Here is a 23,895-nt window from a genome sequence, read left to right as displayed (position 1 = left end):
GGCTGAGGGCATCCTTCGGCTGTCAGCTCACACTTCCGTCCAGACCGCCGCAACATCCCCGTCGCTTCCAAACACGAGATCAAGGGATCGCATCATGCCGCTGTGAACGACATCTCTGTCGGTCTGCTGCGCGTCCGGCGGCAGAATCCAGTTTCATTGCGAAGGCCAAAATCAGAGCCGCACATGCACCCTCGATGCTTATGGCGAGCGTCCAGCCTAGGACCAGGCCTTGAAGTCCATCAAGCTTCGCCCCCGCAATCACCAAGCCCAGCTCCAGCAATCCGCCAAGCGCGAACCAGGGAGATGCCTTGCGCATCCCGTCGCCCAACCGCGCCAGCGTGCAAGCGTGAAATTTGAGTGTTGATCCCAGCAGGCTAAAGCCGAGAAAGCGCAGGCTCGAACCGGCGATCTCAGCATAGGCCGGATTGAAGATCGCAAGGATCGTCTGCGAATAAGTGAAGATGAAGACGGCGCAGACCAGCGAGAAGAGCAATGACGCCGTCACCGATACAAGGATGTTGTGTCTGGACTGTTTCGGGCTCGCTCTCACTACGGGGAATAGGACCGTGGCCATGGCTGCGGGAATCAACGAGGCGACGGAGACCAACATCCATAAGGATACGAAGGCGGCATTGATGGCTGGCGACAGGAGAACCAGCACGAAGTAGGGCATGATGATGCCCGGGGCCTGCAGGGCCACGTCGAGCGCGTAGTGGTCGAAGACCTTGCTTCGGAGCGTAAGGAGCAGCTGAAAATCGGGAGGCCCAACGAGGCGACGCGCACCGCCCCGGGTCAACAGGTCCACGCCGACCACAGACGCCAGCAGGCCGGCCACCCAGCTCAGAAGAAGCGCGGCGCCGGAGATGTAGCCGCCTGTCGCGGCGGCGGCGATGAGCATCAGCTTCAACGTGGAGAACAGCACTTGTCGGATCATCCTGCCAGTGCTGCGTAGGTTGCCCAGGAACGCTTGGTCGGCCAGGATGGCGAGAACGGTCAATCCGCAGCCGAAGACGAACGCAACACACTCGAACCAGCCGCCGATCAGCCTAGCAGAGCTGTTGAGATAGGTATGCCCGAAAACGAACAACAAGGCCAGGCCGACCGCCAGTGTCACGCCGGCACACACTGCTGCGGCCACGAGGCCGCGTTCCTTGCCAGGATTGCGAACGATCTCGCCCACCAGCATAGTCCCGATTCCCGCCTCCCCCAGCGTGCCGATAAGCCCCATGACGGACAGAAGGGCAGAGGTGTTGCCGATCACCTCCGGGGGAAACAGCCGCGCCGCGAGCCACCAATAGACGAACCCGAGACCTGCCGCTGCAATCGTTCCGATTGACACAGCGCCGGAATTCATCATGAGCGGGGCGCTCTTTTGAAGCTCTCGGCGCACGCGAATGAGAGCCGTACCGGCGCGATCTACCGACATAATGGCTGTCCCGAATCTTGCTGCGCCGGCACTGAGGACCTGCTGGCGGCCGAGTGCAGGACGTCCCGGTAGACCTGCTCGATCCGGGTCACGACCGCTCTGGCCTTGAGCAGCTCGACCTTAGCGAGGCTTGTCGTCTCCAGGCGGGCAAGCAAGGCGCGGTCCTTCAGAAGTGTCTGCATTGCATCGGCAAGCGCATGCGCGTCACCGCTCGGCACGAGCAGGCCTGTTTGGCCATGATCGACTATATCCGGCATACCGCCGATGTCGGTTGCAACGACTGCCTTGCCGGACGCCATCGCTTCCATGATCACCGTCGCGCAGGCCTCTGGCCCCACCGACGGCAGCACCCCGAAAAGTGAGCGCCGCCATGCATGCATGATGGCGGAATGCGGCCACATGTTGAAGACTCGAACGTTCGGCGGAAATTCGGTTGGCGTATCGGCGACCCGACGCCCGATCAGGACCAGTTGCGGCGCCCGCTCCAGGCTGGCATAGGCTTGCAGGAGAACGTCAATGCCCTTGAGGCGCGTCAAATCGCCAACGAACAGGATGAATCCATCCCCGGGTAGCCCCCGCAGGCAGGCATCCTCTGGGCCAAGCACTTCGACATCGTCGGGCACGAAGTTGGGGATGACCTCGTAAGGGGCGCGGCCCCGGGTGAGTCCGTTGTGACGGGCCACCGCGTGGCTCACCGCGATGAAGCGGTCCGCCACGCGCCGAGCGGCGAAGCTCGACGCCCAGTTACCCAAGGTGGTCGCGGCTGCCTTCACCGCCCCATAATGCCCTGTGGCGCAAGGCAGGCACTTGGCCGGCGCCGGGCCAGTGCAGAGGTGGGCGCCCAAGTGCATGAAGTTCTTCTTGGCACAGACAAGGCCGTAATCGTGGAGCGTAACCACGAGGCGTGCCCCACTCAGACCCTTGAGCGGCAGGAAGGACGCGTAAATCCAGTTGTGTGCGTGAACGATTTCCGGCTTCTCTCGGGCTACCAACCGGGTCAGACCAAGCACGACTTCGGGATCCGGGAAGGGCGGCGCATGGCGCCGCTCGGGATCGGTGTGGAGGCCCGACAGACGCTGGAGCGTGCCGCGCAGCCGATGCACGCGAACCGCGCCGTCCAGTTCGGTTTCAGGCGATCCGGGATGCATCAAGGTCCCGACGCTGACATGATGGCCTCGCTGCGCCAGCGCTGCACCCAGATTGCGGACGTGCCGCTCCTCTCCCCCGATCACCGGAGGGTAGAACTGCGACAGCAGCAGGATGCGCATGATCCAGCCTCGTTTCAGCTGCGCGGCACCAGCGTCGAAACACTGCGATAGAGCCGGTTGTCTTCCGGTCGATAGAGTCGCGCCTCGGCCCTCTGGCGAGTTGCCAAGGCGGGCACCGGGACTTCTCGCGCCCAGGTGTCGCCCGGCGCAACGGCGACCGATCGGAAAACGGCGAGCGGTTGCCCATCAAGGGTGATTTCCACGTCGAATCGCTGAGCTTGGGTCTCGGCGCTCCTGATGCCGACGGTGATCCGGCCGGACCCGTCACTGGCCGATGGCAACAACCAGAACTCGGTGTATTTGAATTCCCGGTAGGTCGCTTCGTCTCGGACGGCAAGCGCATAGGCTCCGGTCGCAACAAGCAGCGCTACGATCAGCGCCACTCCCTGCCAAAGCCGGATCCGCGCCACAGCTGGCCAGGCTGGCAGATCGGGAGTGTCGCGGCGGACGGCGGCCACCAGTGCCGCGGCGGCCGTCACGGCGCAGAACCACAGCGCCCAGCCCAGCGGCGTAAGGGAGCCAGCGGCGTTCAGGGCAAAGCCCCCGGCGATGCCGGCGGCGAGGTTTGCTCCGACCGCGTAGACAAGGTGCTGCAACACGGACGTGGTTCTGACGCCAATGGCCCGCAGCACCGTGTGGCCGGAGACGAGGAACACCATGGGCGCGCCCAGAGCAGTACGGAGGAGCAGGCTGTCGCTGACCACAACGGCCGCCACTGCGGCCCCCGCCCACAAGCACGCGGCCAGAAGGTCCCGTTTGCTATAAATTCTCATGCAATCCCCTCACGTCATAGATGACGATCCGGCCGTTGTCGTAGATGCGGGTGACACCCTTGACGTCGTTGAACTTGAGCAGCGCCGCGCCAGAGAGCGGCGTTCTCTGTTGTCGTTGCCACGGCTGAAAGTAAAAGCCGAGCACCGGCGGAGCCGTGGTCAGGCGCAGGTCCACCAGCAGGAAATCGATGTCGCTTCCCGCCAAGGCCCAAAACTCCCCAGGCCCCAATGTCTCGGGCTCGAAAATGCGCGCGGCATCGACGCCTTCTTTGATCTTGACCCTGACGTCCTGCCGGCCGTAGCTCGCAAGCAGAAGGCTGTTGATGCGGTCGGAGACGAAGCGGTTGCCGGCGCCGAGCCATTCCTTGGCCCAGCGTGCCGTTTCGATCCCCATGGGCTCGATTGATTCCTGATCTGCCGCCACCCTGTAGCGCCCATGGATCGGATTAATCGCGGAGCTCGTGACGCCGCCCAGGACGATGACCGCCAGAGCGACGTCCGTTGCGATGCGGCGCCACCCGCGCGGCGTGCGGCCCTGCCAGAAGTGGACAATGCTCACCGCGACGACCAGCCCGACGCCTATGAACACGAACGTTCCCATACGGTTGCCGATTTCCCATCCGGCGCTGGTCAGTCGGAAGGCCACCGAGATCGGGAGTCCGAAAGCCAGGAAGGTGAGCAGCACGAGGCGGCTGTCGCGCCAGCGGCGTTTGAAAATATCCTGGATCGGACGCCAACCCGACCGCGCACCACTCGGCGCTGCCATGGCCAGCGACCGAAAGAATCCCGTTGCCAGGCCGATCGCCAACAGCAGGAGCGCCAGCAAGGTGGTCAGCTGCAAGTAGAGGGCCTTCTCCGGCGCTCCGAGGTGTTCCGACATTGGGGTGGCCGCGCCCAGGATCATCCCGCGCAATGTGTTGAAGCCCTCCTCGATCACCGGGCCGAGATAGCCTGTGAGAGGGACGCCGCGGGCCTGCATCCACAGGAACGGCAGGGCTATGGCCAGGATCGCCGTGAGGCCCACGGCGATCCTGGCCTCAATCCGCAGGGGATCGCGCCGGCGCAATGCCTCGAGGCCCGCCAGCGCTCCGAAATAGATGGCGGCGAAGGCGGCCGAGACGTGATGTGTGACCGCAAGGCTTGCCAACAGCAAGGCAATCAGCCCGAGCGACTTCCGCCTCGGTCGCCCGACGAGATCCTTGGACGCTGCTTCGACCGCGAAGATCAGCACACACAGCACGATGCCGAGGCTCTCGTAGGAGAAACTTGAGTTGAACAGGAAGAAGGTTGAGCAGCCCATATAGGCCAGACAGGCGATGGCCGAGATTCGCGGCGATCCGGTGATGCTCTCAAGGAACAGAAACAGGGCACCGATGAACGTGCCCTTGAGGATGGCCAATAAGAGCGTTCCCGCCACAAACAAGGGCAGTCCCGTCAGGTCGACGATCGCCATCGTCAGGATTTCCAGGGCGGGATACGTTGGCCCGATCGGAAAAAGCGGGTTGGACAGGAACAGCTGGCGGGCCGTGATGAGATCCTGGGCTGCGATCCAGTGCAAGAACTCGTCGTAACCGCTGAAGCTCGTCGGGGAATAGACCTTCTTGCAGTAGAACAGGGCCTCGACAAGGAGGAACAGGAGAAACAGACGCTCACCTCGGGCTGCCGTCGGCCAAGCGATGCGGAGGCTGGTCGGAACGACCAGGAGGACCATACCGGACCAGAAGAGCGCCGGCGCCACGTCATAGCCGCGGCGACCGGCCGCGTGCCCGGCCACGACCAGGAGCAGAGCCGTGGCGACCGTCAGGCACAAAATCGCGATCCATCCGGGTTTGGCCCGTTGCGGCGGGGCATCGGCGCTTCCGCCGCGAAGATCGGGACCGATGACGGCCGATACGAACCGTATACCGGCCTGGAGCGGTTGGATCCTGGTTCCCGCCGTGAAATGAGCCGACATCATCAGCATCATGCCCTCGTCGCAGGAGACAACGATGTCCCGCCGCCGGGGGGCAAGCGGACCGTCGATCGGCTGTTCACGACATCACTATAGACGTCGTTCAGCGCTTGCGCGCAGGCGTCCCAGTCGGGCAGCCCCAAATCCGGGACCTCCCGATGGGCCTCCAGTTCCTCGGCCATGGCGCCGGCCAGTTCCCCCACACCGGCGTTGCACGGAACCGCCCGGCACAGGCCCTTGGCGGCCATCTCCCGCAGTCCGGACGTGTCGCTGACGAGGACCGGGCGGCGCAGCGACAGGGCTTCCATCACGGCGACTGGATGGGCTTCGTATTCGCTGAACAGGACAAACAGCGCGGCGCTCGCCAGGAGGTCTGCCATTTTCTGCCGCTCGGATCCGGGGATACCGGCAATTGTGACGCGCTCGTCGAGGCCGAGCTTCGCGACGAGGCGCCGCAATTCCCCCTCGTACGGGCCTGTACCGACGATGTGCAGTCGCACCTCCGGTACCCGGCGGATCAATTCGGGCAAAGCCGCTATCGCCCGGTGATGGCCCTTGTAGCGCTCCAGCCTGCCGCCCGAGACGATCAGGTGCGGATCGACCTTTACGCCGGGGCTGGGAGCCGGCATCGCGGCGCCGTTCGGGATGACGACAAACCGCTGCCGCGGCACGCCCATCCTCCGGCTGAAGAAGTCGGCTTCGAATTCGGAGACGCCGATCAGCTGCGCGGCGCGGGCTACCAGCGGCCGGAGCAGCATATGCTGGGTGCTGCGTGCGGCGTTGCGCAGCCGGGAGGAATGCCCCCCGCTGTGGAAGGTCAGGACGAAAGGCAGCTGCCCGCGGACGGCCGCGAGCAGTCCGATCGGCACTACGAAAGTGCTGTAACCCTGGAAGTGGATCAGATCCCAAGCCCCGCGCCGGATCGCCGTATAGATGCCGGGTGCCACATAGAGGTCCAGCTCCCTCGGCCAAGCCGGCACGCGCCGCACATGCATACCGCGCATGTCCTCCTCAACCGGCAGCTCTCCCGAGGGATCGGTAGTGAGTACGTCGACCGCGTGGCCACGCGCCACCAGGCGGGGACCGACCTCCTGGATGTGAGTTTCAGTGCCGCCCATGAAGGGGTGGCAGCGTGCGGCAACCATCAGGATTCGCATCAGGCTTACCCATCGTCATCACAGGCTGTCGCGCCCCGCCCATGCTGTTGGTGCACCCACTCACGCAGGATGGTCTTGAGGACGCGCCAGCCGTCCGGGATGGCGCGCAGATGGCTCGAACCACTGATGCGCGGAGCCTCGAAACTCGCCACCTCGACGATATTGAGGTGGTTCTTCAAGGCCCGCACGTTAATGAGGGTCTCGATCTCGAACCCATCGCAGTCGCAGTTAAGTGTGCGGACGTGCTTGGTCCAGAAGGCTATGTATCCGTAGCATAGATCGGAGAACCAACCGCCATAAAGGAGCCGCACGAACAGGGTCAGCCCCCTGTTGCCGAACATCCGGAACAGCGACATGTCGTCGGTGCCGGCGCCCTGGATGAAGCGTGAACCCTTGACGAGATCCGCGCCGGCCATCAGCGCACTGACAAAGACGATCGCCTCCTCCGGGACCATGGAGCCGTCGGCGTCCAGCATGACGATGATGTCGCCTGTGGCGGCCCGGAATCCCGCTTGCAGTGCGGCGCCCTTGCCCCGCCGGGGCTCCATGACAATCTTCACGTCCTCGCGTAGGCGGCGCGCGACCGCGACTGTGTCGTCGGTCGAACGACCATCCACGATGATGATCTCATGCGCCCAGCTGGGGATGCGCGGCAGAAGCCAAGGGAGGTTCTCGGCTTCATTGAGCGTCGGCACGATGAAGCTGACTCGGGGCAGAGCCAGCGATTGCCGCAGCGCGAAATTAATTGGGTCAGGCGGCGATACGGCACTGACGGGGGCGAGAATACTGGTGAGACCGGCATTCATGGCAGCGCTGCGAGGTCGAGCGATGGGCCCAGGGGGGCGGACTGGAAGCGCGCCAAGACTGCCGATAGGTGTCGGGCGAGATGATGGGCGGCGACCGACGACAGGCCATCGCCGCCAGCTTCAATGGCGGCCACATTCCCGGGTGCGACTGTTTTAATCATATGCAGACTCCCGGACATCATGAAAAAGATGAGATCAAAGAAGATTGAGAGATTGAAACGATTGAACTCTCTTCACCTGAACCTCTCTTCACCTGAGTTAGTCGAGCATTGCTGATGGGGCTCTGCAATGGAAGCATCAATAGATGGTTAGAATGCACCATGGGTGATTAGCTCTTTGTGGTTATCCCTTCAGGTTAGGTCCGGTCCAAACCACCAGGGCAGATGGCACCGCAGCGGCACCGATCACGTTCAACGGCTGCGTTGGCCGCGCTGCGAAACCCGTGGGTTCAGACCTCAGGAGCCAACAACAGCGTGATGCCTTCAACGCCAGCGAGGACAATCATCGGCCTGCGGCCGGGACCCAGATCCCGAGCGACAGGCTCTGCCGAGCAGCATGTGGGCTTCATTCTCCCGTGATTTCCGAGCCCTCTAAATCTTGCGCGCGAGAAGGGTCGAGGGCGCCCTGCCCTTCGCAGGTGGCGCCGCGGGCTCGACCAACCGGCCATGGTAACTGACCCGCACGAGGGATCGGCCAGGAGAGGGGCCGCCCATGCGGCCCCGAGGCCGGCACGTCGGGTGCAAGCGGCCGATACGAGGTCGTGACCTGGCGCAAACCCCGGACATGACCGAACAGATCGATCACCTCCAGGCCAGACCGGCGGTTGTAGGTGTGACACCCGAACGCTCCGGACCGAATGCGACCGACTGGGGTCTGGGCAAACTCCGACGTGCCGAGCGCATCGATCCGGCAGAACGTCACGGCGCCGCCATAGCCGCGCGCGCAGTCCTGGACCGGGCGTAGCGTGCGTCCACTGTGTTGGATGACGGCGCCTGCGGGGCGGCTGAGCGCGGCATCGAGCAGGACGGGGTTCGCAGCATGGGGCGTCCATGACCCCGTCAGGCTCTCGGCACGATAGAGGCTGAGGACATCCCAGGACGTGGACCTCCACAGCCTTGGGCTGACGAAAAACCAAATGCCGCCCTCATCGCGCAGCGGCGTCGTATCGTAGCCCTCAATACCTTCCATGAGGCGGGCCTCCCGCGTCCACCGGTACGGGAACTCGATTGCCCTGTAGAGGCTGATATTCTTTGCAGCCCCCGATTCGGGGATCATCCAGATCTGCCCGTCCTGCTCGAACACAAACGGGTACGAGAGGTGGTGCGGCTCCTCCACGACGATTTGGGGTGCGCCGGCCGTCCCGCTCTGATCCGCTGTCACGACCGCAATGCACCCCCGGTTCTTTGAATAGAGGTACTGTTCGACGAAGATGAAATCCTGCCCTTGATGCCGGAACGGGAACGGGTCGGCAAGGTAGCTGCCGCTGTCCCCGGTGAGCACCCTGAAGGTTGCTTCGCCTTTGTCGAGCAGGCTCGTCCCCTCGTCGAAGCGCCAGCCAATCCCCCACATCCTGCCGCCTCTCGCCAAGCTGTCCAGGAACTGGATTGTCTTCGATACCACCGTGCCATATGCAATGGCCGAAAGGGTGCCGAGCGAAGGCACGGCCCCCGGTGGGCCGCGGACACCGGACGCTGCTGAACTGGCTTCCTCGCGCAAGGCTTTTAGGATCAGGGCCACAGCGCAGGAAAGGACGCTGTCGAGACTCGCTGCCAACACTTCACGATCCACACTGGCCGGACGCGCCATCCAGGGCTGCGACGGGCGTGCCGTGTCGTGCACGTCGACGAGAAGGTCCTGACCATTCGCCAAGGCCGCCATGACCCCGATCTCGCCCGGTAGGCCGTTGAAGAGCGGGGTGAGCACGCGCCGTCCCGACGGGAGCCGTTCCTCTCCGCTCAAATCGATCACCACATCCACTTGGTCGGCCGGGGGTGGCGGCAGGGACCGCAGCGCCGCCTCGACAGAGTCGGTGGCACCGTTGACGCGATAGCCATAGATTAGTCGCTCGAACTCGAGCAGCAGACGGAACATCGACGGCAGCGGGTGGCAGCCGGCCGCGAAAGCACAGGAGACATCGTTGCCGGGCACTTCAGCGAGCGCCTCTGCCAGCCACAGATGCCAGCGCAACGTCCGCGACGGATCGAGACTCAAGCAAATGCGCATTGTTGTTCTCACGGCGGATTTCAAGAAGACGACAGCTTTGACGAGAACCACCAGCCAGGCACCACTATGCCCGATCGGCGCAGCGCTGCGCGAGGCCAGAGGAGGTAATCCCTAGGGGCCATTGCACTCGGCGCCCGGCGAGAGCCACATGCAGGGATGATGGTCGGCTGGCAACGGGCGAAAAACGGGCTGCGCAATGCCGGATTGTGTGCGCTCGTGTTCGCGTTCATCTCCGTTCTGGCAATCGCGAGCACCGCATACGACCCATCGGCGACGTCCTTCATCAAGACTTCCGGAACGGACTTCACGTTGGACGGCAAGCCGTTCTTCGTGACCGGCGTAAACAATCACTACCTGACCTACGGATCGCCGGATGAGGTCACCCGCGTTCTCGATGACGCGGGGGCGATGGGCGCCAATGTGGTCCGCATCTTCCTCCAGCCGGTGATCGGGTCGCTCGATGGAAGCGTCCCTACGATCTGGGATTGGCGGCTTGAAGGCGATGCCAGCAATCTCGCGGTCAAGGGCACGTACCTGCTCTACTGGGATCCGAGTCAAAACAGGATGGCGATCAATGACGGCGCCAACGGCATGCAGAAGGTTGATTTCCTTATCGCCCAGGCCGGTAAGCGGCGCCTGAGGCTCATCATCGCTGTCTTGGATTTCTGGGCCTTCACGGGCGGCGCCCAGCAGATGCGGGCCTGGTATGGGAGCCGCGACGAATCCACGTTTTTCTTCACTGACCCACGCACGAAGCGGGATTACCAGACTTGGGTCCGCCAGGTCGTGCAGCGCGTCAACCCGCTCACCGGACTTGCCTACCGGGACGACCCGACCATCATGGCTTGGGAGCTGATGAACGAAGGCAATGCGAAGCCAGAGGCCTTGCGGTTGGCCTGGACCGCCGAAATGTCGGCTTACGTCAAGTCCCTCGATTCCAATCACCTTGTCAGCTCAGGGAATGCCAACATTTTCGACCCGAAGGTTGCCGATTTGACCATCCCGACTCTCGATTTCGGGACCTGGCACGGCTACCCGGTGTTCTACAACCTCACGATCCAGCAATTCAACGACATGATCCCCGAGTTCTGCCAGCTGGCGGCCCGCGCCAAAAAGCCGGTCATTCTGGAGGAATTCGGCTATGCCCGCTCCAATCAGAACACGGCCGAAGCTTACGCCATGTGGCTCGACACGCTGACGCGTGATCGCAACTGCGCTGGCTGGATGGTGTGGCGGCTAGTGTCGCGGCAGGACAGCGGACGCTATCCCGTCGACGAACACGACCAATTCGATATCCACCATGACGGCGGGGTGCTCTGGAACATCCTCAAAGCCGCAACGGCTCGGGCAAGGCAGACACGCGAGACCAGCCCAGCCTCAGCAACCAACCGGCAGCCGCCATGACCGAAGCCTCCGTCGTGATCTGCGCCTACACACTCGATCGCTGCGACGATTTGAACGCGGCTGTCGCAGCGACGCGCCGCCAGATCCCCCTCGCCCGCGAGATCATCCTCGTCGTCAACAACAGCGAGGCGCTCTTGGAGCACGGCCGGCAAGAGATCGAGGGTGTCGTCGTCACACCTAATGCCAACCTGCGTGGACTGTGCGGCGGACGCATGGCGAGAGCCGGATTGGCGATGGCGCAGGTTGCGGCGCTTCTTCATGACGATGCGATCCCCAATGAGCGCTGCCTGGACGAGTTGCCGATGCCCTACGCCCACCCCGCGTGCTTGGCATCGGCGGCCTCGAGGCTCAGTGGCGCAATCCTCGGCCTTGGTGATTTTTATGGTGAAAACCGACCTCCGAGTAGGCCGAATCCAGCGCGTGGAAGCTTGGCGTTCAGAGAAGAGTTTGGGCACACATCAGCAGCTCAAGGTTGGGAGAGTTTCTAGATGCGTATCGTCAGGCTTGCGCAATCTTATCCACCGATTGGCGTTGGCCAGGAGGGCTACGTCCGCAACCTAAGCATCGGTCCTGTCCCCCGCGGTCATGACGTTGCAGTTGCCACAACCGGTCAGCCCAGATCAAAAGCCGGGCAGCCAAAGAACGGCGTCGGCGGAGAACGCTCGCAAATGCCGCGCCCCCCCACGATCTCAGTGATTATCTGTGCCTACACCGAGGACAGATGGGAGCTGATGCTTGAGTCAGTGGTTTCGGCTCGAGAGCAGACCCTGCAACCCTGCGAGATCATCATATGCGTCGACCAGCCCCTGTTCCGCCGTTGCGCCGCCTACTGGGCTGACTTCGCCGCATCCACCCCTCCGGTGCGGGTGATCCAGAACAAGCATGACGGGCATCTGGGGTCGGCCCGAAACACGGCAGCCGAGGCGGCCGCCGGAGAAATCCTGGCATTCCTGGATGACGATGCCGCGGCCGACAAGGATTGGCTAGAGCTTCTCATCGACCCCTACCAGGATGAGCGTATCGGCGCCGTTGGCGGGCGCCCCATACCGGTTTTCGAGGCTGGCCGCCCGGCCTGGTTCCCTGTGCAGTTCGACTGGGTGTTCGGTTGCGCTTATGATGGCCTTCCGACCAGCCGAGGCCCTTTGGCTCATCTCATAGGAGCGAACATGTCGGTGCGGCGGACCCTCCTCGAGCAGGTGGGAGGCTTTCATTCCGACAATCACGACGATATGGACATGTGCCATCGCGTGGCGCACATCACGAGCAGTGACGCGGTGATCTATGAGCCGGCGGCGACTGTCCGCCACTTCGTACCCGCCTCACGGCCGACATGGAAGTACTTCTGGCGCCGCTGCTTCTTCGTCAACAAGGGGAAGGTCGAGGCCTTTGCCCAAATGGGCGAAGCCGCCACACTGGGTGCAGAGGCTCGCTTCGTCTGGTACGCGCTGACCAAGGGCGTACCGCGGGAGATTTTGCAAGCAGCCAAGGGTGACGCCGCCGGGCTGGCCCGGTCCGCGGCAATAGTCGCTGGCGTGGGGCTGGCCGCGGCAGGCCACGTCGCCGGCCGGATTGAGCTGGTGCGACGCTTTCGCCGGCGGCGCCAACAGGCAACCAAGCAGATACTGGACACAGCCGCGCAAGGCGGTGGCCGTGGGAAGTAGATGCCGTCTTCGATAATCATTGGTTCGGGTCCGGCTGCAGCCGCCGCCGTGTTGGCGCTGTCCGAGAAACCGGACGAGAAGATAACAGTGTTCGATCCGGGCACCGTGCTGGAGGCGGAGACGCAGGAGGTAATCTCCAGGCTGTCCAAGCTGCGTGTCGATGACTGGGATGAGGACGACGTCCGCCGGATCAGCCTGCAACCCAAGCGGGTCCAATCCGATTCGCTGCCTGAAAAGAGAAGCTACGGATCCGATTTCCCTTTTGCCAACAAGGGTCAGCTCGACGGCGTCCACTCCGAGGGTAGAGTCAACTCGGCTGTCATATCAAGCGCCTACGGGGGGTTCAGCAATGTCTGGGGAGCCCAGATCATGCCCTTCAGCGCCGCGACGTTTAAGGGATGGCCGTTTAGCTTCTCGGATATGGAAGAGCACTATCGGGCCATCCTGGGTCACATTCCTTTCGCTGGAGAGTCTGACGATCTCGAGGAGTGGTTCCCGCTCATCGGATCCCCGGACCCGCTTCCGCCATTGGCGCCACGGACGCAGATGGTTCTGGCCAACTACGACCAGCACCGCGATCGAGTGCGTTCCACGGGAATAACGATAGGCCGCGCCCGGCTAGCCTTCTCGGCGCCCGAATGCCAGCCCTGCGGCCTATGCTTGACTGGATGCCCGCGGTCGCTAATCTTTTCGGCCTCGCACAGCTTGGACCGTTTCAGGCGCAGCGGGAGGATCGACTACCACAGTGGGCTGCTCGCGGTGCGCGTCGACCAGGAGGGGGACACGGCCGTCGTGCAGGCCCGGGAGCTGTCCAGCGGCCGGATCCAGCGATTCACTGCCGACCGGGTCTTCGTGGGCTGCGGAGCAATCGGCACCACCCGGCTGATCCTTGGCTCGCTCGGCTCGGGCCAGCCCGTACATCTTTCGGAATCGGCTCAGTTCGTCCTGCCAGTGATTTCCATGAAGTCAACCCCCGACCCACGTACAAGGCGCGAGTTCACACTCAACCAGTTCAACATGGCCATCGTCCGGGACGACGAGGGCTTCGATATCTCGCAGATTCACTTCTATCCGTTCAACCAGGCATACTACGACGCACTTCCCGGCTTCCTAAAACACCGCGCCGCCGCCTTCGCGACGAATCGGCTCATAAGCCGATTGACGGTAGGCCTGGGTTACTTGCCGTCTTGGGCGTCACCCAAGATCCGGGTCAGCGCCCAGGTTTGCGCAGCCCCTGATGAGCTGCCCCGGATCACCCTCACTTCGGAGGGCTTCAGCGAAGCCAAGGTCAGGGGCAAGCAGGTGCCTCCGATGCTGCTTGACGTAATTGAACGGATCCGCAGGGCGGCACCTTACCTTGACTTGTGGCCAGTCACGCCGCGAATGCTGTGGTCGGGCGGGGGCAAGAGCTACCACTTTGGTGGCAGCTTTCCCCACGCCAGAGAGCCCAGTTGTGGAAGTACGACAGACCGCCTCGGGCGGTTGGCGCGCTGGGACCGGATCCATCTCATCGACGGGTCGGTTTTTCCAAGTGTTCCGGCTACCACCTTTACCCTGACTGTGATGGCCAATTCCCATCGCATCGCCTGCGAGGCGATGCAACTGACGGATTGAGCGTGCAATGCGGGTCGGTATCACTGGGGCCAATGGATATGTCGGGACCATCCTGCGTGCCGCCTTCGCCGAAGCACGGCATGAGGTCATCGCGTTCGCCCGTTCGAACCGCATGACCTCCGAGGCTGCCGACGGCGTCGCCGAATGGCGCCCATACGAGATCAAGCGGCCGCCGTCGGAGGCCGCATTCAGCGACCTAGACGTGCTCATCCACGGTGCCTGGGACCTAACTCTCGTCAGCGCCGGCGATGTTTGGGGTGTCAATGTGTCCGGCTCGCAGCACCTGCTCCGCAATGCCGTCGACGCGGGGGTTCGCCGGGTCATTTTTATCTCCTCAATGTCCGCCTACAAGGGGACCCGGCAGTTGTACGGTCAGGCGAAACTGGCCTGCGAGCGCACCGCCAGCAGTCTGGGAGCTGTCTCCACGCGCCTCGGACTGGTGTACGGTCCCGGTTGGGGCGGGATGGCAGGCGCGCTCCGCAGGCTCACCAAACTACCGGTCATACCTCTCATAGGGGCGCGCTCCTATCAATTCACCGTGCATGAGGCGGACATGGCAGCCGCCATGGTACGTATTGCCGAGGCAGACACGCCCTTCCCGGAACCGGTAGGGCTGGCCAACCCCGAACCGGTACCGTTCCGACGGCTCATGAACGAGATCGCCGCATCAGAAGGCAGAACACAGTGCACCGTCGCTGTGCCCTGGCAGCTTGTCAGTGGCTTCCTCAAGACGGCAGAGGCCCTGCATGCCCCCCTTCCCTTCCGATCCGACTCCATCCTTGGGCTGGTGCACCCAGCGGCAGAGGTTCCCGGTGTAGAGCGGCTCAGGCAGCTCGGAATCGAGTTTCGGACCTTCTCGCTGAACGACGATCGACCATCATCATCTAGGAGATTGCGCCAATGTTCTTAGTCGAAGACCGGGGTTCTTAGTCGAAGACCGGGTCGATGCGCCAGTTGACCGTCCTCGGATTCGTCGTGGCGTCGCCGCATAACGCGCAATTCAGTCCGCATCTGCAAAAAGGAGCTACCCCCTGAGGAACAATCGCGGATCGGAAAAAACCATGCGATGATTCGCGACGACACATGCATGACCTTAACGACGAGAGTAGAGCTTAAAGCCCAGCTCGGTCGACCTCTCGGCTCTCCATCGGTCAAGGCTCGACAACTAAAGTTGGCATTGCAGCATCCGGATGACTTGAGACGCGCAAGACTTGCATACAAGAGGAAGGCGCAATACCGTTGGGCGAACAGCACGCCATTTTTATTTCGGGAGTTGCGGGCTTTGTAGGAAGCAGGCTTGCAAGACTATTTGTTGATCGCGGATATCCGGTCTTTGGCTTTGACAACCTTTCGCGAGGTTCTTGCGAGAATCTGAACGGGCTTCGCAGGAATGAGAGATTCGCTTTTGAGAAAGTAGACCTCTCAGACGCGGATACGCTGAGAAGCCGCTTCATGAATTGTCACAGTCGCATTCCGATTTCCGAAGTCTGGCATATGGCTGCCAATTCGGACATTCCTGCAGGAATCGCCGACACCTCTGTTGATCTACGCGATACGTTCCTATCGACGTTCAACGTGTTGGACGCAATGAAGGAGGCCGGGGTTCCGTTCCTTGCTTTTGCATCCAGCTCCGCTGTGTACGGCGATTTGGGGGAAGCTCCGATCAAAGAGGATGTCGGGCCACTGCTGCCGATTTCCAACTACGGTGCCATGAAGCTCGCATCGGAGGCGCTAATCAGCGCTGCTGTCGAGAACTGGTTACCTCGTGCCTTGATCTTTCGCTTTCCGAACGTGATTGGCGTTCCGGCAACACACGGTGTCATTCTGGATTTCGTCAGAAAGTTAAGGGCTTCACCAGACAAGCTGAATGTTTTGGGATCGGGGCGGCAACGGAAGGCGTATCTTCATATCAATGATCTGATTGATGCGATTGTCCATTTGCGTGCAAACGCATCAGAACGGCTTGGCTGTTACAATATCGGGCCCGAGGACAAAGGGGTAACCGTCAGCTTTATAGCGGAAACGACTGTCGAGGCTGTCGCACCGGGCGCTGGGATCGAATACGGAGTTGAAGATCGCGGTTGGACGGGGGATGTTCCCCGATTTTCCTACGACATCGCAAAACTGCGTGCGCTCGGTTGGCGGCCCCAACTTGGTTCGGCTGACGCCGTTCGACGAGCCGTCGTAGAAATCGTGCAGCAGGAAGGACACCTGTGATGCAAGCCCAGGCCGTTGTACTTGCGGGTGGTCGAGGGACACGTCTCAGGAGCCGGATAGGCGATTTGCCTAAGTCATTGGCCAACATTGGTGGCAAGCCACTTCTTGAGCATCAAATCGTCCTCGCCAGGCAACACGGGATTGAGAGGATCTTGGTCCTGGTGAACCACGCAGCCGAGCAAATCGTGGAATTTTGCAATCAGCGCAAAAATTGGGGGATTGACGTTCGTTGCGTAGATGACGGTGCGCCGCTTGGGACAGCCGGGGCAGTTTTGGCCGTTTTGGATCTGCTCGACGACAACTTCCTTACGATCTATGGCGACACGATGCTCGACGTCGATCTGACCCGCTTTAAGTGCTTCCATGAAAAGCACAAGGCGGCGGCGACAGTTTTCACCCATCCGAATGATCACCCGCATGATTCCGATCTAATAGAAACGTCAGAGGACGGCACGGTTACCGCGTTCCATCCCTATCCACGCGACCCGGGTTTCTATTATCCTAACAAAGTCAGCGCGGCTCTTTATTACATTCGAAAACAAGCTTTTCTCGGGTGGCGCTCGGCAGTAACTCCGCTCGATTTTGGCAAGGACCTCTTTCCCGAAATGCTTCGGGCCGGCGCGGAAATCAGAAGCTATAGCAGTCCCGAGTACATAAAAGACGCGGGAACCCCGGCAAGACTCGACAAGGTTTGCGCCGACTTTGAATCGGGCCGCATAGCTCGGGCTTCACTCACCTCTCCGCAGAAGGCAGTCTTTTTGGACCGGGATGGGTGCATCAATGTTGACCATGGACACATCGATCGGCCCGAACGCTTCGAACTGATTGAGGGGGCCGCGGCCGCGATCGGGTGTTTCAACCGGGCCGAATACCGGACAATCGTCGTCACTAATCAACCCGTCGTGGCGAGAGGCGATTGCTCTGTACGAGACTTGCGGATGATCCATAACAAGATGGAGACTGAGCTTGGGCGCCGTGGAGCTTTTGTAGACGCCATCTATTTCTGCCCGCATCATCCAGATCGCGGCTTTGCCGGGGAGGTGGAGGCGCTGAAGGTTCGCTGTGAATGCCGCAAGCCTTCTACCGGGTTGGTTGATGATGCGGTCCAAGCATTAAATATCGATCGAAGTCAATCCTGGATCATCGGCGATTCCTCTACGGACGTCGCTCTCGCAAAACGATCTGGCATCAGATCTATCCTAGTCGAGACGGGTGCAGGCGGGTTGGATAGCAAGTATCTTGTCATGCCGGACTATACCGTCCCAGACTTGTTCGCGGCCGCCAATTTCATTCTTACCGTTCATCCGAACTTGGTAACAACAGCAACTGATCTTGTCGCGGATGTGAAGCCGGGAGACGTTTGTTTCGTGGGAGGGCTCTCCCGAAGTGGAAAGAGTGTTCTTTCCAGCGCTATCGGGGAGGTCCTGCGCGGGCGCGGCTTTGATGCGCAAGTCATTGCCCTTGATCGCTGGATACGGTCCGCCGCCGATCGCGAACCAACGGTGATGGGTCGCTACGACCTGAACGAAATCAGAGCGGTCCTGAGCCGCTTGGTGGGAGTTCGTTCTCGGGAGAAGCACGATCTGCCCTACTACGAAAAGCTGCGCCGGGTATCACATTCAAGATCAGAAAGGATAACCATCTCTCCAGAAACCGTTCTGGTCGTGGAAGGAGCCGTCGCGATTTCGTTGTCCGATATGGTTTTACGCGGCCGTGCACACACGTTCTTCGTTGATGTCGATGAGGAATTGAGGAGGTACCGGGTAACGCGAGAATACTCGCGGCGCGGTTTAGATCAGGAGGCTGCTGCAAGAATCTACAGTTCTCGCCAAGAGGATGAGGCACCGATCGTGCTGGCATCGCGGGCGAGTGCTGATCATTGCGTCCGATTGCGGGCGATCGAACTGATTGGGGCAGTCGCATGATCATCAGTCAGACGCCGCTTCGAGTCAGCTTTGTGGGAGGCGGCAGCGATCTTCCTGCCTTCTATCGGGAGGAAGGCGGCGCTGTTCTAAGCGTTGCTATCGACAAATACGTCTACGTGAACGTGAACCGCAAGTTCGATAACGGTACTCGCGTTGCTTATTCAAAAACAGAAGAGGTAGATCGTGTTGAGAATATTCAGCATCCAATAGTAAAAGCGACGATGGAATATCTTGGGATCTGCGGGGGAATTGAGATAACAACCATTGCTGATATTCCATCGAAGGGAACAGGCCTTGGATCCTCAAGCGCTTTCACTGTTGGCCTTCTGCACGCGTTGAACGCGTTTCGAGGGCAGTATGTCTCGAAGGCAAAGCTCGGTGCCGATAGTTGTTGCATTGAGATTGAACTTTGTGGCGCACCCATTGGAAGGCAAGACCAATACGCCGCCGCGTTCGGCGGGTTAAATCTCATCGAGTTTCACTCCGACGATAGCGTCTCGGTGTCGCCACTCATATGCCCACGTGAATTTATCGCTTCGATTGAGAAGCAAGTTCTTGTGTTCTACACCGGCATGACGCGCAGTGCGTCAGACATTCTCGTCCGGCAGTCGGAAGGTATCGCAAGAACGCCGGACAAGCGGAAGGCGCTCAGGCGGATGGTCGAGCTCGCGTATCAACTCCGCGATGAATTGCATCGATATAACCTCAATGCCTTTGGCGAAATCCTCCACGAGAACTGGCTCTTAAAAAAGAGCCTCTCCGAAGAAATATCGAACGATGCGATCGATGGCTGGTACCGGGCTGCGTTACGGGCAGGTGCCACGGGCGGCAAGCTACTCGGAGCAGGCGCAGGAGGTTTTCTCATGTTCTTCGCCCCTCCCGATCGCCACGATGCAATCAAAATGGCTCTCGGGGAGCTAAAGCACTTCCCTGTGAAGTTTGATTTCGCGGGGAGCCGCATCGTTCATTACCAACCGACATCGGAGGTTACCCAATGAAACATTTCGGCGGCAGTGCTCAATCAACCGACGTCGGAGCCCGTCCAACAAAAGCTCTTGGGGGCAGTGCCCAAGCTTATTTCAGAAAACTCAAGGTCGTCCTGGCTTCATTAGACCACCAAAGCTTCGACAACGCAGTTGCTTTGGTCGCGCAGGCACAAGAAGATGGCAAGCAGATAATCACGCTCGGAAATGGTGGCAGTTCACTCACAGCGCTACATTTCATCACGGATTGGAATAAGAGCATCTATCTCTCAACCAAGCGTCCCTTTCGTGGCCGGACACTGGTCGACAATGTGGGCCTTACATTTGCTTACGCGAACGATGTTTCTTTCCAGGATGTGTTCGTCGAGCAGTTGAAGAACATCCTGAACGAGGGCGACCTGGTCGTCGCAATTTCGGGAAGCGGAAACTCGGAAAACGTCTTGCGCGCTGTCCGATACGCTAATGATCATGGCGCGGTTACGTTGGGTCTTTGTGGATATGGCGGAGGGACGCTCAGGCAGATCGCCCAACACGTGGTTTGGGTCAATGTGAATGATATGCAACTAGCGGAAGATATACATTCCATGTTCGGGCATGTCGTTATGCAGCGTCTTTGTTTTGCAAGTGCGCAAAACTGGCATGACCGGAGACAACAGCGCAGCGCCGCTGGAGGCCTCAATCCAAATGGACCTGGCGCCGAGACGAACTGGCAATCCTGATCGAGAACAGGCGATGCAGCACTATGGACTCTACGTCCTGGACGAACACGGCCAGTTCATGGGCGGGATCAAACTTGCCTGCATAGACGACGCCGCGGCTGAAGTGTACGCCAGGCGATTGGCAGATGGTCACGAGGTGGAGCTTTGGCGACTGGTCGCGCGGTTCAAATTTGACAAACCGAGGGGGCATCCCGTGGCAACGAAGCGTCCCCGCGCCGTAGCGCCACGTTCCAGCCATTTCAACAAGCCACCTAAGCGATCATGCTCCCCGCTTGGATACGGTTGCGCGTCTTGGCGATGCTCAGATTTTGAAGAATTCGATCCCGACACGTTAACGTTGCGATTCAACGGCGGGCCGGCGCGGTAGCGGCTGTACTTGATAACGGCGCCTGCCTTCCACCTCCATCATTCAAAGCGGAAGATGCGGACATCGCTTTCGTGAAACTTACGTCGCTCAGCAACACGTTTAGAGACTGGAGCGTAGTCAACGCCGCAACGGCGGACCTCGGCCAGGCGCGTCGATGCGCAAACGCCGGTCGAATATTCGGGCCGGCAGTTCACTAGGCTCGACGGCTCGTCCGCCACGTCGCATCGCAAGGCATCCCGGCCATGCCTGAACCAACGGCCAAAGCCACCGCAACATTTCAACCGACAGACACGGTCTTGGCAGGACAATCCGGAGGGGTGTCCCGGCACGGCCGCTCGATCACTTTCCATATTAGAACGTGTTAATAAGTTACATTAGGAATGTGTTAACAAACGCACGCCGAGCCTCATTCTCGCCGTAAATCGTAGTATGGTCGCCTGTGTCACGTACATCGTCCTCGAATGATCAATTCATGCAGGTACAAGACGGTGCGCGTGAGCGAGTTTGAATGCGGAAATGCCTGTGTTTACTTAGGGGTGCGGGCGAAATGAAAACAAAAAAGACGCAATGAACTAAGGGACTACTGTGCTTATACTAAATAGCAAGCCCGGCGGTGCGCCCGCTGGGAGACATGCGCTCGACTTCAATTCGGCTGCGGCTCAAACCGTTGAACACCTTGTGCGCGTTGGCGGCGACACCGTACACGGGTTCAAGGGTGAGGACCCAAGCATTCCCGTCGACAAGACTCGTCTTCGATGGTGAATTCAACGTTGAGCCCGCTCGACATCGGTGTCTGGGGCGAAGACACCCAAATCTCCGCTACTTTGTAATCAGTCGCGTTGCCTATGCGAGTTTGAAATCAGTTCGCGTAGCCCAGCTACGAGTTTGAAATCAGTTCGCGTTGCCTAGCCGCGCGCATGCGACATGTCACGCACCTTGGCGATGCGCGGCAGTGAAATTTTCTGTTTTCAACGCCCAAGAAGGATCACCGAATGGCTCTTTCCGCACCCACAGGCTTTGCTTCGAGCGACCTCGTCTATGAGGAAAACTTCTCCAGCACGGCGCTCGGCAGTGATTGGCACACCTACATCACAAGCAACGCCGCCAACGGCTGGGCATGGAATACGAATGGGTCGGGAGGAAGTACGCCGGGCGGCCCATATAATGCCGACTACGATATGCCGAGCCAAGTGTCCCTGAGCAACGGGGCCCTCGATCTCACGGCGATCCGACAGCCCATCAGCGGCATAAATCAGGGGGGGACGCCGCAGACTTTCCCGGTTACGTCCGGCGCTGTCAGCAGCTACGGCAACTTCGAATTCAACGGCGGCTACCTTCAGATCAGCATGAAGGCGCCGAGCGGCGACGGCGCATGGCCAGGCCTCTGGCTAATGCCCGGCAAAGGCGCAGGCAGCAGCGGCGACAATTTCGAGCTCGATATACAGGAGGGTGGATTTACCGGTTCTGGGCCGGCAGACCATAATTTCACCTGGCACCTCCATGGGCCGTCAGGGTGGGTCGGCGACACCATCGACAGCGGCATCGACCTCACTTCCGGCTTCCACACGTACGGCATCAACTGGGATCCTGGTAAATCGATCACCTGGTATCTGGATGGGAAACAGATGGCGCAGGTCACCAGCGCACAGGTCGCGATCCCGGATGAACCGATGCAATTGATGATGAACAATGCGGTCGCGAATTCGAACGCGTCCGGATGGCATACGGCGCTGGATAGCTCGACCCCTTCGTCGATGCAGATGCAGATCGACCAGGTCCAGCTCTATCAAAAAGCGGGCAGCGGCGACACCGTCACGGGTGCCAACGTCAGTCCCCAGACGACGTCGTCAACCTCCACGACGTCGTCAACGACCCAGCCGGCAGTGACGCAGGTCGCCGCTTCACCGGCAACGGGGATCGAGCATGCCGGCGACGCCATCACGTTGACGGTCGGCTTTGACAAAGCGGTGACCGTCACGGGTACGCCTGCACTGTCGCTCAATGATGGCGGAACGGCCAGCTATGTCAGTGGCTCGGGCACGAACGCGCTCACCTTCCGCACCACCGTCGCGCCGACGGATAAGAATACCTCGGCGCTCGCCATTACCGGAGTCAATCTTCCGAGCGGCGCGAGCATCAAGGATGCACCTGGTATTGCGGCGAACCTCTCGGGCACAGTGAAGACGTTCTCCAGTCTCCAGATCGATCCGGTCTTGCCGGCGGTGACGCAGGCCACAGCCTCGCCGGGAACCGGCACCGAGCACGTCGGAGACACGGTCACGCTGGCACTCGCCTTCAACGAGGCCGTGGCGGTGTCGGGCACGCCGACGCTATCTCTCAACAATGGCGCGACCGCCACCTATATCGGCGGCTCCGGAACGAGTGCGCTCAACTTCCGCACGACCGTCGCGTCGACGGACACCAATACCTCGGCGCTCGGCATCACCGGGGTCAATCTGCCGAACGGTGCGAGCATCAAGGATGCGAGCGGTGTCGCTGCTAATCTTGCGGCCGCGGCGAAGACGTTCTCCGGTCTCCAGGTCGCGACGTCATCGACAGCCCCAACAACCCCATCGACCCCAACCAACCCGCCATCGACAACTTCAACGACCCCAGCCACTCCAACCACCGCGCCATCGATCGCGCCGGTCCTCACCGTCGCGGATCCCACGCTCAACGTGAGCGGGCTGGGCGGTGCGGTCGATCTAGGGGTTAAGGTGACAACGACCGACCCCAACGATGTCGTGACCGTGAATGTGACAGGCTTGCCGAAGTACGAGACGATTACCGACAAACTCGATGGTCAGACGTTTCGTGGCAAGAACATCACCTTGACGGCCGCGCAGGTCGACAGCGGATTGACGCTGCAATCGAACTACAGGGGCGCGGCTCATCCGGTGGCGACACTCACGCTGACTGCAACGGCGAAGGATCCGGTCACCGGCGCCGTCTCGACAGCCTCGCCGCAGACCATCGCCGTAACGGATCCTCGACCTGCCGCCACCACGACTTCGCCGCGGGTGATCGCCCAGACGGATCATGAGCATGCTCCCGCTAGGTCGCTAGGGTCCTTGGCAACCTGGGGCCTTGCTTGGCTGAACGAGCACAGGGACTTGGTTGCCGGCACCGCTAACACCTTGGCGTCGCGAAACATTACTATGGCGGATCCGCTTGCGTCCGGCACGAGTAGAGCGTCCCTGGCAAGCCAGAGTTTTGCGCTGCTGAACCAGTACCTGGCCGGCAACTCTGGTCAGGTACATCACGGTCAGATCGTGGCGTCCTTGTCGAATGAGGCCAGCTGGAATCACGACTCGTACCTGACCAGACCGCAACATTGATCGCCTCCGCACCCAGGGGCTCCAGCGCCTGGGTGCGGCACCGTCAAGTTTGTGAATGCTGAA

The 23,895-nt window shown here is 60.9% G+C and carries 18 protein-coding genes; 11 read left to right on the top strand and 7 right to left on the bottom strand.

From position 1 onward, the window contains the following. Window positions 1-79: 79 nt before the first annotated feature. From ACWGS9_RS03825 to ACWGS9_RS03800, 6 genes are read right to left on the bottom strand one after another with little or no spacing between them, the layout of a single operon-like run. Window positions 80-1,426 (bottom strand): lipopolysaccharide biosynthesis protein, encoded by a 1,347-nt coding sequence (locus ACWGS9_RS03825; RefSeq protein WP_454503962.1) that lies wholly within the window; start codon window positions 1,424-1,426, stop codon window positions 80-82. Beyond that, on the bottom strand, window positions 1,417-2,694 hold the full coding sequence (locus ACWGS9_RS03820; protein ID WP_454503961.1) for a glycosyltransferase family 4 protein: 1,278 nt from the start codon (window positions 2,692-2,694) through the stop codon (window positions 1,417-1,419). The genes ACWGS9_RS03825 and ACWGS9_RS03820 overlap by 10 nt, the downstream gene beginning before the upstream one ends. Before the next feature lie 14 nt (window positions 2,695-2,708). Next, window positions 2,709-3,410 carry a hypothetical protein gene (locus tag ACWGS9_RS03815; RefSeq protein ID WP_454503960.1) on the bottom strand — a complete coding sequence of 234 codons (702 nt, stop codon included), beginning with the start codon at window positions 3,408-3,410 and terminating at the stop codon, window positions 2,709-2,711. A 43-nt stretch (window positions 3,411-3,453) separates the two neighbouring features. After that, window positions 3,454-5,433, bottom strand: a complete 1,980-nt coding sequence (locus tag ACWGS9_RS03810; protein WP_454503959.1) for a hypothetical protein — start codon at window positions 5,431-5,433, stop codon at window positions 3,454-3,456. Continuing rightward, window positions 5,430-6,575, bottom strand: a complete 1,146-nt coding sequence (locus tag ACWGS9_RS03805; RefSeq protein ID WP_454503958.1) for a glycosyltransferase family 4 protein — start codon at window positions 6,573-6,575, stop codon at window positions 5,430-5,432. Before ACWGS9_RS03805 ends, ACWGS9_RS03810 begins: the two co-directional genes overlap by 4 nt. A 5-nt stretch (window positions 6,576-6,580) precedes the next feature. After that, complete coding sequence (locus tag ACWGS9_RS03800; protein WP_454503957.1) at window positions 6,581-7,381, bottom strand: glycosyltransferase family 2 protein; 801 nt, start codon at window positions 7,379-7,381, stop codon at window positions 6,581-6,583. Window positions 7,382-7,461: 80 nt separating this feature from the next. Between ACWGS9_RS03800 and ACWGS9_RS03795 the strand changes: the two genes are divergently transcribed. Continuing rightward, window positions 7,462-7,590: a hypothetical protein gene (locus ACWGS9_RS03795; protein WP_454503956.1), complete on the top strand. Its 129-nt coding sequence runs from the start codon at window positions 7,462-7,464 to the stop codon at window positions 7,588-7,590. Window positions 7,591-7,945: 355 nt separating this feature from the next. Here the strand turns inward: ACWGS9_RS03795 and ACWGS9_RS03790 are convergent, their stop codons facing one another. After that, complete coding sequence (locus tag ACWGS9_RS03790) at window positions 7,946-9,655, bottom strand: glucosamine inositolphosphorylceramide transferase family protein (protein ID WP_454503955.1); 1,710 nt, start codon at window positions 9,653-9,655, stop codon at window positions 7,946-7,948. A gap of 105 nt (window positions 9,656-9,760) precedes the next feature. Between ACWGS9_RS03790 and ACWGS9_RS03785 the strand changes: the two genes are divergently transcribed. The 10 genes from ACWGS9_RS03785 to ACWGS9_RS03740 all read left to right on the top strand — a co-directional run bounded on the left by ACWGS9_RS03785 (window position 9,761) and on the right by ACWGS9_RS03740 (window position 23,832). Beyond that, window positions 9,761-11,008 carry a glycoside hydrolase 5 family protein gene (locus ACWGS9_RS03785; protein ID WP_454503954.1) on the top strand — a complete coding sequence of 416 codons (1,248 nt, stop codon included), beginning with the start codon at window positions 9,761-9,763 and terminating at the stop codon, window positions 11,006-11,008. Further along, the gene (locus tag ACWGS9_RS03780; protein ID WP_454503953.1) at window positions 11,005-11,496 is read left to right on the top strand and encodes a glycosyltransferase family 2 protein; all 492 of its coding nucleotides are present in this window, start codon (window positions 11,005-11,007) and stop codon (window positions 11,494-11,496) included. Before ACWGS9_RS03785 ends, ACWGS9_RS03780 begins: the two co-directional genes overlap by 4 nt. Beyond that, the gene (locus ACWGS9_RS03775) at window positions 11,497-12,669 is read left to right on the top strand and encodes a glycosyltransferase family 2 protein (protein WP_454503952.1); all 1,173 of its coding nucleotides are present in this window, start codon (window positions 11,497-11,499) and stop codon (window positions 12,667-12,669) included. After that, window positions 12,670-14,283 (top strand): Rossmann-fold NAD(P)-binding domain-containing protein, encoded by a 1,614-nt coding sequence (locus ACWGS9_RS03770; RefSeq protein WP_454503951.1) that lies wholly within the window; start codon window positions 12,670-12,672, stop codon window positions 14,281-14,283. It begins immediately after the preceding gene. A 7-nt stretch (window positions 14,284-14,290) separates the two neighbouring features. After that, window positions 14,291-15,193: an NAD-dependent epimerase/dehydratase family protein gene (locus tag ACWGS9_RS03765; protein ID WP_454503950.1), complete on the top strand. Its 903-nt coding sequence runs from the start codon at window positions 14,291-14,293 to the stop codon at window positions 15,191-15,193. A gap of 329 nt (window positions 15,194-15,522) precedes the next feature. Beyond that, a complete protein-coding gene (locus tag ACWGS9_RS03760; RefSeq protein WP_454503949.1) occupies window positions 15,523-16,500 on the top strand; it encodes an NAD-dependent epimerase/dehydratase family protein in 978 nt (325 codons plus the stop codon). Further along, the gene (locus tag ACWGS9_RS03755) at window positions 16,500-18,425 is read left to right on the top strand and encodes an HAD-IIIA family hydrolase (RefSeq protein WP_454503948.1); all 1,926 of its coding nucleotides are present in this window, start codon (window positions 16,500-16,502) and stop codon (window positions 18,423-18,425) included. Before ACWGS9_RS03760 ends, ACWGS9_RS03755 begins: the two co-directional genes overlap by 1 nt. Further along, a complete protein-coding gene (locus ACWGS9_RS03750) occupies window positions 18,422-19,423 on the top strand; it encodes a GHMP family kinase ATP-binding protein (RefSeq protein ID WP_454503947.1) in 1,002 nt (333 codons plus the stop codon). The genes ACWGS9_RS03755 and ACWGS9_RS03750 overlap by 4 nt, the downstream gene beginning before the upstream one ends. After that, window positions 19,420-20,127 (top strand): SIS domain-containing protein, encoded by a 708-nt coding sequence (locus ACWGS9_RS03745; protein WP_454503946.1) that lies wholly within the window; start codon window positions 19,420-19,422, stop codon window positions 20,125-20,127. The genes ACWGS9_RS03750 and ACWGS9_RS03745 overlap by 4 nt, the downstream gene beginning before the upstream one ends. Before the next feature lie 1,359 nt (window positions 20,128-21,486). Next, entirely contained in the window at window positions 21,487-23,832 is a 2,346-nt protein-coding gene (locus ACWGS9_RS03740; RefSeq protein WP_454503945.1) for a family 16 glycosylhydrolase, read from the top strand. Window positions 23,833-23,895: the final 63 nt, after the last annotated feature.

The organism is Mesorhizobium sp. Arg314 (assembly GCF_053714275.1).
The sequence above is the reverse complement of the archived record's forward strand: the minus strand, read 5'-3'. Positions and strand labels throughout refer to the sequence as shown.